Below are 15,112 nucleotides of genomic sequence, written 5' to 3' on the forward strand. Positions count from 1 at the left end.
AAGGCGGCGCCGGCGGTGCGCCGGGCGCCGGCGGCGCGGGCGGCCATGGCGGGGCGAGCAAGGGTTGCCTGCTTTACCAGGCCGATGGAGCCAAGGGCGGCCGTGCCGGGCAACCCGGCCATGCCGGTGCTGCCGGCGGGTCCGGCAGCCTCAAGGTCGTGCGTTTCTAGTTCGGCTGAGCTGATACAACTGGCGCACAGGGACGTGCGCCCGGATCAGAAGCTGGGGCGGATGGCGACCACGGTCACCAGCGCCAGCCCGATCGCCAGGTTGAACCCCACCACGCGGCGGATGCGACCCAGCACCGCGCCACCTTCCGGCCAGTTCTCGGCGGCCACCGCCGCGCGCAGTTGCGGCAGCAACAGGGCGCTGATCCGCAGGAACAGTGCGAGCATCGCGACGTAGAGGCCGATCATCATGTGCACATAGCGCGGCGCCGCCTCCAGGCTGGCGAACGACAGGTGCAGCATGCCGACGCCGGTGAAGGGCAGGACCAGCACCGCCGGCCATACCCAATAGAAGAAGCGGCGGAACACCTCCAGCCACAGGCGCAGTCGTGCCGGCGGCTCCAGCACGTCCACCGCGGCAGGTCGCAGGACCATCCAGGCGAAGAACATGCCGCCAACCCAGATCAGGGCGGCCAGCAGGTGCAGGGCATAAAGGGCGGCGTGGGGTGTCATCCGGTCAACTCCATTCGGCGGGGAAGAGAAGGCGCGCTATGATAGCCGGCCTGTTAAAGTACTGAAAATTTATCCAGCGTTCCGGCCCCGCCAATTCCCATGCTCAGCACCGAACTCAAGTCCCAGATCCAGGGCGCCTACAGCCGTTTCCTCGAAGCCAAGGGGCTCAAGGCCCGTTATGGCCAGCGCCTGATGATCGCCGAGGTGGCCAAGGCCCTGGGCGCCATCCCGGTGGACGATGACGGTCACCGCGAAGGCGATCCGGCTGTGGTGGCGGTGGAGGCCGGCACCGGTACCGGCAAGACGGTGGCCTACAGCCTGGCCGCCATTCCTTCGGCCAAGGCCGCCGGCAAGCGCCTGGTGATCGCCACGGCTACCGTGGCGCTGCAGGAGCAGATCGTTCACAAGGACCTGCCCGACCTGATCCGCAACAGCGGCCTCAATTTCAGCTTCGCCCTGGCCAAGGGCCGCGGGCGTTACCTCTGCCTGTCCAAGCTCGACATGCTACTGCAGGAAGGCCAGGCGCAGAGCGCCACCGCCCAACTGTTCGCCGATGAAGGCTTCAAGATCGATGTCGACGAGAAGGGCCAGAAGCTGCTCAACCAGATGATCGAGCGTCTCGCCGGCAACCGCTGGGACGGCGACCGCGACTCCTGGCCCGAGGCGATCGAAGACCACGACTGGGCCCGCGTCACCACCGACCACAGCCAGTGCACCAAGCGCCACTGCCCGAATTTCCAGCAGTGCGCCTTCTACAAGGCGCGGGAAGGCATGACCAAGGTCGACGTCATTGTCACCAACCACGACATGGTGCTGGCCGATCTCGCCCTGGGCGGCGGCGCCGTGCTGCCGGACCCGCGCGAGACCCTCTACGTCTTCGACGAAGGCCATCACCTGCCGGACAAGGCCATCGGCCACTTCGCCCACTACACGCGTCTGCGCTCCACCGCCGACTGGCTGGAACAGGTGGCCAAGAACCTCACCAAGTTGCTGGCGCAGAACCCGTTGCCGGGCGACTTCGGCCGGCTCGTCGAGGGAGTGCCGGAACTGGCGCGGGAGCTCCGCACCCACCAGCAGTTCATGTTCAACGCCTGTGAGGAGATCGCCGATTTCCATGCGGGCGAGGACATGGAAGGGCGTGATCGTCCGCGTCACCGTTTCGAGGCCGGCATAGTGCCCGAGCACCTGCGGGAGCTGGGCATCGAACTGAAGAAGGGCTTCTCCAGGCTTCACGACGTCTTCACCCGCCTGACTGAACTGCTCAAGGAAGCCATGGACGGCGAAGCCAACATCGGCATCGCCAGCCATCAGGCCGAGGAGTGGTATCCGCTCTTCGGCAGCCTGCTGGCCCGCGCCCAGGGTAATTGGGAGCTCTGGACCGCCTTCACCACCGAGGACCCTGAGGACAGCCCGCCCATGGCGCGCTGGCTGACCCTGGCAGAAAGCGGCGCGGTGCATGACATCGAGGTCAATGCCAGCCCGATCCTTGCCGCCGAAACCCTGCGCCGGAACCTGTGGAATGTCGCCTACGGCGCCCTGGTAACCTCCGCTACCCTGACCGCTCTGGGCAAGTTCGACCGTTTCCGCATGCGTGCCGGTCTGCCCAAGGTGGCCGTCACCGCCGTGGTCCCCAGTCCCTTCCATCACGCCGACGCCGGCCTGTTGCGGGTGCCGGACCTCAAGGCCGACCCGCGGGACGCCGCTGCCCACACCGCGGCCATCGTTCGCGAACTGCCGAACCTGGTGGAAGGCGCGCGCGGCACCCTGGTGCTCTTCGCCTCGCGTCGGCAGATGCAGGATGTGTTCGAAGGCCTCGAACGCGACTGGCGTAAGCGGGTGCTGATCCAAGGCAACCTGTCCAAGCAGGAAACCCTGAACAAGCACCGGGCCCGGGTGGACGAGGGAGAACCCAGTGTGCTCTTCGGCCTGGCCAGCTTCGCCGAAGGCGTCGACCTGCCGGGCGCGTACTGCGAACACGTGGTGATCGCCAAGATTCCCTTCGCGGTACCCGACGACCCGGTGGAAGCAGCACTGTCCGACTGGATCGAGGCCCGTGGCGGCAACCCCTTCATGGAAATCGCCGTGCCCGATGCCTCCCTGCGCCTGGTGCAGGCCTGCGGCCGTCTGCTGCGCACCGAGGCCGACCGCGGCACCATCACCCTGCTGGACCGGCGCGTGGTCACCCAGCGTTATGGGCGCGCGATCCTGGATGCCCTGCCGCCGTTTCGCCGCGAGATCGGTTGATCCCGGCGGACTGCCCTTGACGCTGTGCGCCCCCCATCTGCGATGATGCCGGGGTTTTTGCGGGCGCCTCGCCGGCGTCCGCGTTGTCCCGCTTCGTTTTGTCGCATCGTTGGCGAGATACGAACTTTTTGCGGTCTATGCACAGCATTCTCTTGGGAACTCAGGTCCGATGCTTTCGACACCAAAACGCCCCCTCGTCCTGGCCATCCTCCTCGGGATGACAGGAATCCCCCTGGCTGCCCAGGCAGAGACCTTGTTCAACTTCGTGCGCCCGCTGGACGCGGTCCAGGTGGTAACCCAGGACGCCAGCCTGCCGAGCGTAACCGCCGAAACGACCGCCAATGGCGAAATCCTCCGCCGGCTCACCTTCAACCCGGCAGAGAAGCCCAGCTTGCGCCTTGTCCCACAGGCCGGCAGCTGGGACTGGAGCAAGGCCGAAGCCATGAGCCTGCGTATCCAGAGCGCGCAGGATTGGGCCATTACCCTGGATGTCAGCATCGAAAGCACCGACGGTAAGGTCCTGACCACCCAGGTGGCGCTGCCGGCCGGCCCGGCGCAGACCCTCCTGGTGCCGCTGGCCGCCACTTCCCCCAACGCCCACGGCATGCGCGCGGCGCCGCCGGTACCCTGGACCCGCGACGGTCAGCGCTGGCTGCCGGCGACCCTGGTCAATGGCGAACTGGACCGCAGCAAGGTCGCCTCCGTGACCCTCTCCCTGAACCAGCCGAACGCTGCGCAGAACGTGCTGCTGGGGCGTTTCGGCACCGCCGAGGATGACCAGCGCGATGCCCTCTATGACGGCCTGATGGATGCCTATGGCCAGTACGCCCGTGGCGACTGGCCGGACAAGGTGAAAAACGACGAACAACTGAAGAAGGGCGCCCAGGACGAGCAGAAGCAACTGGCCGACTGGACCGCCAAGCTGCCGCAGCAAGACGCCTTTGGCGGCTGGCTCGGCGGCGAGACCTTCGAGGCCAGCGGCTTCTTCCGCACCGAGAAGCGTGGCGGGCGCTGGTTCCTGGTGACCCCGGAAGGCCATCCCTTCTTCTCCCTCGGGGTCAATGCGGTGACGCCCGGGTTGAGCCAGACCTACGTCGAGGGCCGCGAGGCGATGTTCAAGTCGCTGCCCAAGGACAACGAGCCCCTGGCCAGCCACTTCGGCAAGGGCGACAACCGCGCCGAGACCGATTCCAACAAGGGCCGTGCCTTCAACCAGGGCCGCTGGTACGACTTCTACGGCGCCAACCTGGAGCGAACCTATGGCGGCAACGACCCGCAGCGCTGGGTCGGCCACAGCCTCGATCGTCTCAAGGCCTGGGGCTTCAATACCCTGGGCAATTGGAGCGACCCGGCCTTCAACACCAGCAAGCGCATGCCCTACACGCTGCCGCTGTCGATCCAGGGCGACTATGCCACCATCAAGACCGGCTTCGACTGGTGGGGCGGCATGCCCGATCCCTTCGATCCGCGTTTCGCCATGGCCGCCGAGCGCGCCATCGCCATCGCCGCCCGCGACCACCGCGACGACCCCTGGCTGCTCGGCTTCTTCGCCGACAACGAACTGGCCTGGGGTGGCCACAGCAATGACCCGAAAGCCCGCTACGCCCTGGCCTACGGCACTCTGCGCCTGACCACCGACGTACCGGCCAAGCGCGCTTTCCTCAAGCAATTGCGCGACAAGTACCGCAACCAGCAGGGCCTGTCCAAGGCCTGGGGCATCGACCTGCAGGCCTGGGAACTGATGGAGGACCCGGGCTTCGAGCCGCCGCTGCCGAACCCCGAGCACCCGGCCATCGAGGAGGACTTGCAGCGCTTCCAGCGCTTCTATGCCGACACCTATTTCAAGACCATCGCCGACTCGATGAAGTGGCACGCACCCAACCACATGCTGCTGGGTGGTCGGTTCGCCGCCACTATTCCCGAGGCCATCGAGTCCTGCGCCCAGTACTGCGACGTGATCAGCTTCAACCGCTATACCCGCGAGCCGCAGCACGGACTGGACGTGGATCTGCTGCGTCGCCTGGACAAGCCGCTGATGATCACCGAATTCCACTTCGGCTCCCGCGATCGCGGCCCGTTCTGGGGCGGCGTGACCGAGGTCTACAAAGAAGAGGAGCGTGGCCCGGCCTATGCCAAATTCCTGAAGAAAGCCGCCGCGGAGCCGCTGATAGTCGGTGCCCACTGGTTCCAGTACCTCGACCAGCCGGCCACCGGTCGCCTGCTCGATGGCGAGAACGGCCACCTGGGACTGGTGGGTATCACCGACCGTCCCTGGCAAGGTTTCGTCGGCGCGGTGCGCAAGGCCAACCTGGCCCTGGCCACCGAAATCAACAAGCCGCTCGAACCCACGCAGCCGGACGCGGCAGCGAAGAAGCCAGCCGCAACCACGAAGACTGTGGAGCCTGCCAAGCAGCCTGAGCCCGCCAAACCGGAAGAGCCCGCCAAGCCGGAAGAACCTGGCAAGGCGGAACCAGCCAAACCGGCACAGCCTGCCGAGCAGCCCAAGGCGGAAGCACCCGCAGAACCTGCCGCGGCGCCAGCCCAGGATAACGGGAAGCCCTGACGGGCGCCCCGTCTTCGGCACGGTTCACAAGGGGCGGCAAGGCTGGAACAATGCCGCCTTCATTTTTCGACAGGAGCACGCCGGTGCAGATCCAGGGCTATTTCGACTTGCGCTTCGAGGCGGCAAAGGAGGCTTTCGCCGAACTCTTCGATGACCCACAGGAGCGTGGTGCCGCCCTCTGCGTGCAGGTTGGCGGGGAAACCGTGCTCGACCTCTGGGCCGGCGTAGCCGACAAGGATGGCCAGGAGGCCTGGCACAGCGACACTATCCTCAACCTGTTTTCCTGCACCAAGCCCTTCGCCGCGGTGACCCTGCTGCAGCTGGTGGGTGAGGGCAAGCTGGAGCTGGACGCGCCCGTGGCGCGCTACTGGCCCGAGTTCGCCGCCGCCGGCAAGGAACGCATCACCCTGCGCCAACTGCTCTGCCACCGCGCCGGTCTGCCTGCGATCCGTGCCGCGTTGCCCGCCGAGGCCCTCTACGACTGGCAGGCCATGATCAACGCCCTGGCTGCCGAACAGCCCTGGTGGACGCCCGGCGAAGCTCATGGTTATGCCCCCATCACCTATGGCTGGCTGGTGGGCGAGGTGATCCGCCGCGCCGAAGGCCGAGGCCCCGGCGAATCCATAGTGGCGCGAGTGGCCCGGCCCCTCGGGCTGGATTTCCATGTCGGCCTGGATGACGCGGAATTCCACCGGGTCGCCCATATCGCCCGCGCCAAGGGCAACCTGGGCGATGCCGCGGCGCAGCGCCTGCTCAAGTGCATGATGACCGAGCCCACGTCTCTGAGTACCCGTGCCTTCACCAACCCGCCGTCGATCATGACCAGCACCAACAAGCCGGAATGGCGGCGCATGCAGCAACCCGCGGCCAATGGCCACGGCAACGCGCGCAGCTTGGCGGGCTTCTATTCCGCCCTGCTGGACGGCCAGTTGCTGGATGCCGAACTGCTCACCGAACTGACCCGCGAGCACAGCCTGGGTGAGGACCTCACCCTGCAGACCGCGACCCGCTTCGGCCTCGGCTGCATGCTCGAACAGGCCGAGGTGGCCAACGCCACGTATGGCATGGGGCGCTACGCCTTCGGTCATCCCGGCGCCGGCGGCTCCAGCGGTTTCGCCGATCCCGAGCGCGAACTGGCCTTCGGCTTCGTCACCAACACCCTTGGTCCCTATGTGCTGATGGATCCCCGCGCACAGAAACTGGCGCGTGTTGTCAAAGGCTGCCTGGGTTGATCCGCTCGTCCGATAGGCCCTTTTTTTCTTTTCCGATTAAAGAGTTGGCGAGAAAATTTAACTCCAATTGCGAAATTAGATCGCCATCATTGCAGTGCTGGCGTGAGGCCCTCAGCAACTACGGAGCCCTGCCTATGAAACTGTTCAAGATTTCCACCTTGATTCTCTGCGTGACTGCCGCCGGTTGCAGCATGCCCGGCCAGCAGAAGGCCGAATCCTCCGTCGATTCCCAGAAGTCCGCCTCGGCCAGCCATGGGTGGTGGCCCTTCGGCGCTGGCCAGAAGGTCCGGACGCTCAAGGTGGCCAAGGTGGACACCAAAGCGACCCAGGCCTGGCTCGATCAGTACGAACCGCGCCTGCGCGAGGCGGTGAAGGGCAGCAAGCTGGATGTGGAGCGTCGCGAGAACGTGCTGGTGGTGACTATGCCGGTGGACCCGTCGTTCAACCCGGACCGCCCGAGCATGCTGCTGCCCATTACGCTGGGTCCCATCACCAGGGTGGCCAAGCTGGTGGAGGGCGATGCCAAAACCGCAGTGCTGGTGCTTGGCCATGCCGACAGCTCCGGCAAAGCCGACGCCAACCGCAAACTCAGTCAGGAGCGTGCAGGCGCGGTGGCCGCTATTTTCCGCCTCAGCGGCCTGCAACGTGATCGCCTGTATCTCAAGGGACTGGGCTCGGATATGCCGCGGGCGGCCAATGACAGCCAGCAGGGCCGCGCCCTCAACCGTCGCGTAGAGATGATCCTGACACCCCAGAACACCCTGGTGGCGCTGATCGCCCAGTACAGCAAGCCGTTCGTAGCGACGGAGGCTGTTGCGGCAGATCAAACCAATTAGGTCGGGCTTGGGTAAGCTATTGGCTTTCCGCACTCAGGATCGCCAACCATGACCCAGACCCTGGCCGATATGCGCCGTGACTACACCCGTGACGGGCTCAGCGAGGAGCAGGCTCCCGCTGAGCCCTTCAGTCTGTTCCAGAGCTGGTTCGGCGATGCGGTGAAGACCGAGCAATTGCCGGTTGAACCCAATGCCATGACCCTCGCCACGGTGGATGCCGACGGCCGCCCGCATTGCCGGGTGCTGTTGCTCAAGGGTCTGGATGACCGGGGCTTCACCTTCTTCAGCAATTACGACAGCGCCAAGGGCGAGCAGCTTGCCGCCAATCCCTGCGCCGCCATGACCTTTTTCTGGCCGGCCCTGGAGCGCCAGGTGCGCATCGAGGGGCGGGTGGAGCGGGTGACCCCGGCCGAATCCGACGCCTACTACCAGGTACGGCCCCTGGGCAGTCGCCTGGGTGCCTGGGCTTCGCCCCAGAGCCGAGTAATCCACGACCGCAGCGAACTCGAATCCCTGTTGGCTCAAACCGAACAACGTTTCCTCGACCAGGCGCCCAACTGCCCACCGCATTGGGGCGGCTATCGCCTTTTGCCCGAACGCATCGAGTTCTGGCAGGGTCGGCCGAGCCGCCTGCACGACCGCCTCAACTACCGCCTGCTGGACGGTGCCTGGGTGCGCGAGCGCCTGGCGCCCTGAGACGCGGTCAGTCCTGCGCCGGGTAGCCGTTGGAGGCCTGGCGCAGCCAGTCGGGAAGTTGACGCCGTTTGACGCCAGCTCCGCGCGCCAGGGCCAGCTGTTCCAGCATGAAAGCCTGCTTGGCCTTGTCGCCCCCGGCGAGGGATAACGCCAGGTCACGGTCCATCCAGCGTTTGATGCGGACGTAGAGCCACCAGTGGAAGTAGAGGCCGGCGGCGGTGGTGATGAAGATGATGAAGTAGTCCATGGGCTAACCTTGGGTAACAGGGAGGTCTTGGGACAAATCTCCGTTGCCGTCAGGAAGCTGAATTCAAGCTGAACGCAAGCTGAGGAGATCGGCGCGTCAGGTGACAGCCTTCCCGGCGCGGAGTCTAATGGATAGGTAGTCAATATGGAGGAAATGCTATGCGTAAACCCGTTCTGCTGGTGGCCTCTTTCACGGCAGTGGCACTGGCGCTGGGTGGCTGTCAGTCGAGTCTGACCGGTGACACCTATTCCCGCGACGAGGCTCGGCAAGTACAGACCGTGCGCATGGGCACCATCGAATCCCTGCGCCCGGTGAAGATCGAAGGCACCAAGACGCCGATCGGCGCTGGTGCCGGTGCGGTGGTCGGCGGTATCGGTGGTAGCGCCATCGGTCATGGACGCGGCAGCGCGGTCGCGGCCGTGGTCGGCGCGGTTGCCGGCGGCTTGCTGGGTGCTGCGACCGAGGAGGGTGTGACCCGTACCCAGGGCGTCGAGATCACCGTACGCGAGGACGATGGCTCGATGCGCGCCTACGTCCAGGAAGTGGCGCCCAACGAAACTTTCCGCGTTGGCGAGCGCGTGCGCATCATGACGGTCAACGGCACCAGCCGCGTCAGCCACTGAAGCTAAGCTGTCCCGATCGGGACAGCTGCTCTTTCCCGTACCAGTCCTGTTTCCCGGGGCGGCAGTCCTTCAAGTCTGCCGCGCCTTGGGCTGGGCGTTTTCCGGCCTCGCTAGTGTTTTGAAATAATTCAATCTATCGCGATCAATCGATAGTAATGGATAATCGCCAGGTTTTTTCGCCTGCCATTTCCAGCCTTTGACGTGAGATGGCGCTGACCTAGGGGAGTTATGGATGATATTGGCGCTGATTGTCGCGCTGCCCTTTCTCGGGGCTCTTCTTCCACCACTGGCCGAGCGCCATGGCCGTACCTTCTGCGCGGGCGTCGCCGCCCTGGTGCCGCTGAGCGGCCTGATCCTGCTGCTGTTCCAGGCCGATAGCGTCTTCGCCGGCAACACATTGAAGCTGGTCCTGCCCTGGCTGCCCGGTTTCGGCCTGAGTTTCAGCCTGCGCCTCGATGGCCTGGGCTTTCTCTTCGCTTTGTTGATCCTCGGCATCGGCCTGCTGGTCATCCTCTACGCCCGCTACTACCTGTCGAAAGAAGAGCCCATGGGGCGCTTCTTCGCCTTCCTGCTGCTGTTCATGGGCGCCATGCTCGGGGTGGTGCTGTCCGAGAACCTGCTGCTGATGCTGGTGTTCTGGGAACTGACCAGCCTGTCGTCCTTCCTCCTGATCGGCTTCTGGGGCCATCGCTCCGATGCGCGCAAGGGCGCGCGCATGGCCCTTGCGGTCACCGGCGGCGGTGGCCTGGCGCTGCTGGCCGGGGTGCTGCTGGTGGGGCAGATGGCCGGCAGCTTCGAATTGACCCAGGTCCTCGCGGCGGGCGAGCAGATCCGCGCCCACAGCCTCTACCCCTTGGCCCTGGTCCTGGTGCTGCTGGGCGCCTTCACCAAGTCCGCGCAGTTCCCTTTCCACTTCTGGCTGCCCCACGCCATGGCGGCGCCCACCCCGGTATCCGCCTACCTGCACTCCGCCACCATGGTGAAGGCGGGTGTGTTCCTGCTGGCGCGCCTCTATCCGGCGCTATCCGGCTCCGACCTCTGGTTCTACCTGGTCAGCCTGAGCGGCCTGGCGACGCTGGTGCTAGGCGCGGCAATGGCGCTGTTCCAGCACGACCTGAAGGGCCTGCTGGCCTACTCGACCATCAGCCACCTGGGCCTGATCACCCTGCTGTTCGGCCTGGATTCTCAGCTTTCCAACGTCGCGGCGGTGTTTCACATCATCAACCACGCCACTTTCAAGGCCTCGCTGTTCATGGCTGCCGGAATCATCGACCACGAGACCGGCAGCCGCGACATGCGGTTGATCAACGGGATGTGGAAGTACCTGCCGCACACCGCGGTCCTCGCCATGGTGGCGTCGCTGGCGATGGCCGGGGTGCCGTTGCTCAACGGCTTCCTGAGCAAGGAGATGTTCTTCGGCGAGACCCTGCAGCAGGACCTCCTGGGTAGCTTCAGCTGGGTGGTCCCGGCGGCCGCGACCCTGGCCGGGGTGTTCTCGGTGGCCTACTCGCTGCGCTTCGTCCACGACGTCTTCTTCAACGGCGAGCCGGTGTCCCTGCCCAAGTTCCCGCCCCACGAGCCGCCGCGCTACATGAAGGTTCCGGTGGAGATCCTTGTGTTCCTCTGCCTGCTGGTCGGCATGCTGCCGGGGTATACGGTGGCGCCCCTGCTGGCCGCGGCTGCTTCCGCGAGCCTCGGTGGTGAACTGCCGGCATACAGCCTGGCGATCTGGCACGGCTTCAACCTGCCGCTGGCCATGAGCGTGGCGGCCTTGATCGGCGGTGTGCTCGTCTACGTACTGCGCAAGCCGCTGTTCCGCTGGTACGCCGGCCTGCCCGACACCGACGCCAAGGAGGTCTTCGAGCAGCAGGTGCAGCGCGTCACAGCCATGGCCCGCTGGCTCACCGGGCATCTGGAGAATGGCTCGCTGCAGCGCTACCTGGCCTGGCTGCTGGGCAGCGCCCTGGTCCTGGTGGCCGTCTCCCTGGCGCCGCTGCCGCAGATCGCCGGCTCGCGTCCCTTGACACCGCTGGATGGCATCACCGCCCTCGGCCTCGTGGTGCTGTCCCTCTCCGGCGTGCTGACGGCGATCTTTCATCGCCAGCGCCTGATATCCCTGATGATCCTCGGCGTTGCCGGCCTGCTGGTGGCCCTTGCCTTCGCCCGCTTCTCGGCACCCGACTTGGCCCTGACCCAACTGGTGGTGGAAGTGGTGACCCTGGTGCTGCTGATCCTGGCGCTCTACTACCTGCCGTCCCGCACACCGGGGGAAAGCTCCAGCCTGCGCGGCTTGCGCGACCTCGTCCTGGCCTGCGGCGTGGGCGTGATGGTTGCCCTGCTGGCCTACGCCGTATTGACCCGTCCCTATACAGGCATCGCCGAATTCTTCCTCGCCAACAGCCTTTCCGGTGGCGGCGGCAGCAACGTGGTGAACGTGATCCTGGTGGACTTCCGCGGCTTCGACACCCTGGGCGAGATCACCGTGCTGGCTATCGCCGCCGTGGGCATCTTCGCCATGCTTTCCGGCTTCCGCCTGACCAACCCCACCTGCGATCCGCAGGGCCGCCGCTGGGCCCATGCGAAACACCCGCTGATCCTGGAGACCCTGTCGCGCTTGTTGTTGCCGCTGGCGTTGCTGATTTCGGTGTTCATCTTCCTGCGCGGGCACAACCTGCCGGGCGGTGGCTTCATCGCCGGGCTGATCACCTCCGTGGCGCTGGTGCTGCAGTACATCGCCAGCGGCATCGCCTGGGTCGAGCAGCGCATGCCGCTGAACTACCAGCGCATGGCCGGTACCGGGGTGCTGATCGCCGGTCTCACCGGCCTTGGCAGCTGGTTCTTCGGGCACAGTTTCCTCACTACCGCCTTCGGCCATTTCGAATTACCGCTGGTGGGTGAATTCGAGCTGGCCACCGCCATGCTGTTCGATCTCGGCGTCTATCTCACCGTGGTCGGCTCCGCCCTGCTGGTGCTGGTCAACCTGGGGCGGGTGAGCCTGGCCCCCGCCGCGATCAAGGAGGTTCATTGATGGAGGCGCTGTTCGCCGTGACCCTGGGCCTGCTCACCGCCTGCGGCGTCTACCTGCTGCTGCGCGGGCGGACCTTCCCGGTGGTGCTGGGGCTGACCTTGCTGTCCTATGCCGTCAACCTGTTCCTTTTCGCCATGGGCCGTCTTACCGGCGAGGCCGCGGTGCTCGGGCGTGATGTCCAGTACGCTGACCCGGTGCCCCAGGCCCTGGTGCTGACCGCCATCGTCATCGGCTTCGCCATGACGGCCTTCGTCGTGGTACTGGCCCTGCGCGGCGTCGGCGACCTGGGCAACGACCATGTCGACGGACGCCCCAACGGGGAGTCGTCGCCATGAATCACCTGCAAATCCTGCCCATCCTGATTCCGCTGTTCGCCGGCGGCCTGCTGCTGGTGCTGCCGTCCAACGAGCTCCTGAAGCGCAGCCTGTCGGTGCTCGCCACCCTGGCCCTGGTGCCGCTGGCCCTGCTGCTGATGCAGCAGGCCGACGACGGCCAGCTGCGGGTCTACGCCCTGGGTGGCTGGCAGCCGCCGTTCGGCATCGTGCTGATGCTGGACCGCGTGGCCGCGCTGATGCTGCTGGCCACCGCGGTACTGGCCAGCGCCGCAGTGCTCTACGCCGTGCGTGGCGACGACCGCGCCGGGCTGCGTTTCCATGCGCTGTTCCAGTTCCAGCTGCTGGGGATCAACGGTGCCTTCCTCACTGGCGACCTGTTCAACCTCTTCGTCTTCTTCGAGATCCTGCTGATCGCCTCCTATGCGCTGCTGCTGCATGGCGGCGGCGCGGAGCGGGTGAGGGCGGGCCTGCACTACGTGATCCTCAACCTCGCCGGCTCGGCGCTGTTCCTGATCGCGGTCGGCACCCTCTACGGCATCACCGGCACCCTGAACATGGCCGACATGGCCCGCCAGGTGGCCGCCGCCGGACCGGACCAGGCGCCGGTGCTGGCAGCCGCCGGGCTGCTCCTGCTCCTGGTGTTCGCGCTCAAGGCGGCACTGCTGCCGCTGTACTTCTGGCTGCCGCGCGCTTACTCCGCCGCCAGCGCGCCGGTAGCGGCGCTCTTCGCGATCATGACCAAGGTGGGCATCTACTCGATCCTGCGGGTCTACAGCCTGGTCTTCGGCCCCGAGGCCGGCGAGCTGGCCAACCTGGCCCAGGCCTGGCTCTGGCCTCTGGCCCTGGCCACCGTGATAGTCGGCGCCCTCGGCGCCCTGGCCGCTACCACCCTGCAGGGCCTGCTGGCCTACCTGGTGGTGGTGTCGGCCGGTACCCTGCTGGCGGCCATCGCCCTAGGCACGCCGGAGGCCCAGGGCGCGGCGCTCTTCTATCTGTTGCACAGCACCTGGGTGGCCGGCGCGCTGTTCCTGCTCGCCGACCTGGTCAGCCGCCAGCGCGGCGACAAGGGTTGCAACCTGGTGCAGGGCCCGGCGCTGCAGAATCCGCGCATCCTCGGCGCCGCCTTCTTCTTCGGCGCCATCGCTGTCGCCGGCCTGCCGCCGCTGTCGGGCTTCTTCGCCAAGCTCCTGCTGCTCCAGGCGGTGCCGCCCGGCGGCGGGGCGCTGCCGCTGTGGAGCGTACTGCTGCTGGGTGGCTTCATCAGCCTGGTCGCCCTGAGCCGCGCCGGCAGCACCCTGTTCTGGCGCACTGGCAACACCATGCTCGGCAGCGCCGAACTGGATGGCGGCCGGCTCTTCGCCACCCTGCTGCTGCTGACCGGCAGCATCGTCCTGGTGGCCTTCGCCCAGCCGCTGCTGGATTACGCCCAGGCCAGCGCCGCGCAGCTGCATGACCTGAACCTGTACCGCGGCATTCTCGGGGAGGCCGGAGCATGATGCGTCGACTCTTTCCTCATCCCGCCGAAAGCCTGCTGCTGCTGCTGGTCTGGCTGCTGCTGGTGGATTCGTTCGCCTTTGGCCACTGGCTGCTGGGCGGTTTTCTCGGCTGGGTGATTCCCTTCTGCTTCAAGCCGCTGCTGATCGAGCGGCCCAAGCGCTGGCACCTGCTCAAGCTGATGCGCTTCCTGCTGATGGTGATAGGCGACGTGCTGGTGGCCAACTTCCATGTGGCGCGGCTGACCCTGGGCCGGGTCGAGGCGCTGCGCCCGGCCTTCGTCGAGGTGCCCATCGAGCTGGACAACGAGCTGGCCATCAGTGTGCTGGTGAGCGTGGTGTCGCTGACGCCGGGTTCGCTCGCCGCCGACCTCAGCGCCGACCGCCGGACCTTGCTGGTGCATGGTCTGGATGTGCCGGACAAGGCCGCCATGGTGGCCGAGATCAAGACGCGCTACGAGGCGCCGCTGAAGGAGATATTCCCATGCTCGCCTACGTGATCCCGCTGTGCCTGGCCATGCTCGGCCTGGCGTTGCTGCTGGCCCTGGCCCGGCTGATCAAGGGGCCCTGTCTGCCGGATCGCGTGCTGGCGCTGGACACCCTCTACGTCAACGCCATCGCGATGCTGATGCTCTATGGCATTTGGAAGGGCAGCGAGCTGTTCTTCGAAGTGGCGTTGCTCATCGCCGTGCTGGGCTTCGTCAGCACGGTGGCAGTGGCCAAATACATGTTGCGCGGAGACATCATCGAATGACCGGCGAACCCCTGGCCCTCTGGGTGGAAATACTCGTCTCGCTGCTGTTGATCCTCGGCAGCCTGTTTGTGTTGATCGGGGCCCTCGGGCTGTACCGTCTGCCAGATTTTTTCATGCGCCTGCACGGCCCGACCAAGGCCACCACCCTGGGGGTCGGCGGCGTGGTGTTGGCTTCGCTGGTGTTCTTCTCGGCCGGCCGTGACGGCCTCAGCCTGCACGAACTGCTGATCAGCCTGTTCCTCTTCATCAGTGCGCCGGTCAGCGCCTACATGCTGGCCAAGGCTGCGGTGCTGCAGCAATTGCCCCTGGACCCGAAGACCCGCGGTAAGCCCTGGGACCAGTGAGCGCTACAGTTTTTCCAGCTCGCTGTGCCTGTCTGGG

At 66.2% G+C, this 15,112-nt stretch carries 13 protein-coding genes and 1 pseudogene; 12 read left to right on the forward strand and 2 right to left on the reverse strand.

Going from position 1 to position 15,112, the window contains the following annotated elements:
- Window positions 1-215: 215 nt before the first annotated feature.
- On the reverse strand, window positions 216-680 hold the full coding sequence (locus E8F12_RS00575; RefSeq protein ID WP_280287423.1) for a CopD family protein: 465 nt from the start codon (window positions 678-680) through the stop codon (window positions 216-218).
- A 99-nt stretch (window positions 681-779) separates the two neighbouring features.
- Between E8F12_RS00575 and dinG the strand changes: the two genes are divergently transcribed.
- The 5 genes and pseudogenes from dinG to pdxH all read left to right on the forward strand — a co-directional run bounded on the left by dinG (window position 780) and on the right by pdxH (window position 8,251).
- The gene (gene dinG, locus E8F12_RS00580) at window positions 780-2,924 is read left to right on the forward strand and encodes an ATP-dependent DNA helicase DinG (RefSeq protein ID WP_280323339.1); all 2,145 of its coding nucleotides are present in this window, start codon (window positions 780-782) and stop codon (window positions 2,922-2,924) included.
- Between the two features lie 169 nt (window positions 2,925-3,093).
- On the forward strand, window positions 3,094-5,487 hold the full coding sequence (locus E8F12_RS00585; protein ID WP_280323340.1) for a beta-galactosidase: 2,394 nt from the start codon (window positions 3,094-3,096) through the stop codon (window positions 5,485-5,487).
- A gap of 83 nt (window positions 5,488-5,570) precedes the next feature.
- Window positions 5,571-6,719: a serine hydrolase domain-containing protein gene (locus E8F12_RS00590; RefSeq protein WP_280323372.1), complete on the forward strand. Its 1,149-nt coding sequence runs from the start codon at window positions 5,571-5,573 to the stop codon at window positions 6,717-6,719.
- A gap of 233 nt (window positions 6,720-6,952) precedes the next feature.
- Window positions 6,953-7,504 (forward strand): annotated as a pseudogene (locus E8F12_RS00595) (OmpA family protein); the annotation flags it as partial.
- A gap of 99 nt (window positions 7,505-7,603) precedes the next feature.
- Window positions 7,604-8,251 (forward strand): pyridoxamine 5'-phosphate oxidase, encoded by a 648-nt coding sequence (gene pdxH, locus E8F12_RS00600; protein WP_280323341.1) that lies wholly within the window; start codon window positions 7,604-7,606, stop codon window positions 8,249-8,251.
- A gap of 7 nt (window positions 8,252-8,258) precedes the next feature.
- Here the strand turns inward: pdxH and E8F12_RS00605 are convergent, their stop codons facing one another.
- On the reverse strand, window positions 8,259-8,498 hold the full coding sequence (locus tag E8F12_RS00605) for a hypothetical protein (RefSeq protein ID WP_280323342.1): 240 nt from the start codon (window positions 8,496-8,498) through the stop codon (window positions 8,259-8,261).
- A 158-nt stretch (window positions 8,499-8,656) separates the two neighbouring features.
- On the opposite strand from E8F12_RS00605, the gene E8F12_RS00610 reads away from it, so the two are divergent.
- The 7 genes from E8F12_RS00610 to E8F12_RS00640 all read left to right on the forward strand — a co-directional run bounded on the left by E8F12_RS00610 (window position 8,657) and on the right by E8F12_RS00640 (window position 15,075).
- On the forward strand, window positions 8,657-9,121 hold the full coding sequence (locus tag E8F12_RS00610; protein ID WP_280323343.1) for a glycine zipper 2TM domain-containing protein: 465 nt from the start codon (window positions 8,657-8,659) through the stop codon (window positions 9,119-9,121).
- Between the two features lie 232 nt (window positions 9,122-9,353).
- On the forward strand, window positions 9,354-12,149 hold the full coding sequence (locus E8F12_RS00615; RefSeq protein ID WP_280323344.1) for a monovalent cation/H+ antiporter subunit A: 2,796 nt from the start codon (window positions 9,354-9,356) through the stop codon (window positions 12,147-12,149).
- Window positions 12,149-12,484 (forward strand): Na+/H+ antiporter subunit C, encoded by a 336-nt coding sequence (locus E8F12_RS00620; protein WP_280323345.1) that lies wholly within the window; start codon window positions 12,149-12,151, stop codon window positions 12,482-12,484. Before E8F12_RS00615 ends, E8F12_RS00620 begins: the two co-directional genes overlap by 1 nt.
- On the forward strand, window positions 12,481-13,980 hold the full coding sequence (locus tag E8F12_RS00625) for a monovalent cation/H+ antiporter subunit D (protein WP_280323346.1): 1,500 nt from the start codon (window positions 12,481-12,483) through the stop codon (window positions 13,978-13,980). The genes E8F12_RS00620 and E8F12_RS00625 overlap by 4 nt, the downstream gene beginning before the upstream one ends.
- Complete coding sequence (locus E8F12_RS00630; protein WP_280323347.1) at window positions 13,977-14,477, forward strand: Na+/H+ antiporter subunit E; 501 nt, start codon at window positions 13,977-13,979, stop codon at window positions 14,475-14,477. The genes E8F12_RS00625 and E8F12_RS00630 overlap by 4 nt, the downstream gene beginning before the upstream one ends.
- Complete coding sequence (locus E8F12_RS00635) at window positions 14,462-14,731, forward strand: K+/H+ antiporter subunit F (RefSeq protein ID WP_280287434.1); 270 nt, start codon at window positions 14,462-14,464, stop codon at window positions 14,729-14,731. The genes E8F12_RS00630 and E8F12_RS00635 overlap by 16 nt, the downstream gene beginning before the upstream one ends.
- A complete protein-coding gene (locus E8F12_RS00640) occupies window positions 14,728-15,075 on the forward strand; it encodes a Na+/H+ antiporter subunit G (protein WP_280323348.1) in 348 nt (115 codons plus the stop codon). The genes E8F12_RS00635 and E8F12_RS00640 overlap by 4 nt, the downstream gene beginning before the upstream one ends.
- Window positions 15,076-15,112: the final 37 nt, after the last annotated feature.

The sequence above is a fragment of the Pseudomonas sp. BN102 genome, assembly GCF_029871245.1.
In the GTDB taxonomy this organism is placed as follows: Bacteria; Pseudomonadota; Gammaproteobacteria; order Pseudomonadales; family Pseudomonadaceae; genus Metapseudomonas.

Bases quoted from the DNA above. Each gene is read 5' to 3' on its own strand.
- E8F12_RS00575 (WP_280287423.1), bottom strand. From the start codon at position 680: ATGACACCCCACGCCGCCCTTTATGCCCTGCACCTGCTGGCCGCCCTG.
- dinG (WP_280323339.1), top strand. From the start codon at position 780: ATGCTCAGCACCGAACTCAAGTCCCAGATCCAGGGCGCCTACAGCCGT.
- E8F12_RS00585 (WP_280323340.1), top strand. From the start codon at position 3,094: ATGCTTTCGACACCAAAACGCCCCCTCGTCCTGGCCATCCTCCTCGGG.
- pdxH (WP_280323341.1), top strand. From the start codon at position 7,604: ATGACCCAGACCCTGGCCGATATGCGCCGTGACTACACCCGTGACGGG.
- E8F12_RS00605 (WP_280323342.1), bottom strand. From the start codon at position 8,498: ATGGACTACTTCATCATCTTCATCACCACCGCCGCCGGCCTCTACTTC.
- E8F12_RS00610 (WP_280323343.1), top strand. From the start codon at position 8,657: ATGCGTAAACCCGTTCTGCTGGTGGCCTCTTTCACGGCAGTGGCACTG.
- E8F12_RS00615 (WP_280323344.1), top strand. From the start codon at position 9,354: ATGATATTGGCGCTGATTGTCGCGCTGCCCTTTCTCGGGGCTCTTCTT.
- E8F12_RS00620 (WP_280323345.1), top strand. From the start codon at position 12,149: ATGGAGGCGCTGTTCGCCGTGACCCTGGGCCTGCTCACCGCCTGCGGC.
- E8F12_RS00625 (WP_280323346.1), top strand. From the start codon at position 12,481: ATGAATCACCTGCAAATCCTGCCCATCCTGATTCCGCTGTTCGCCGGC.
- E8F12_RS00630 (WP_280323347.1), top strand. From the start codon at position 13,977: ATGATGCGTCGACTCTTTCCTCATCCCGCCGAAAGCCTGCTGCTGCTG.
- E8F12_RS00635 (WP_280287434.1), top strand. From the start codon at position 14,462: ATGCTCGCCTACGTGATCCCGCTGTGCCTGGCCATGCTCGGCCTGGCG.
- E8F12_RS00640 (WP_280323348.1), top strand. From the start codon at position 14,728: ATGACCGGCGAACCCCTGGCCCTCTGGGTGGAAATACTCGTCTCGCTG.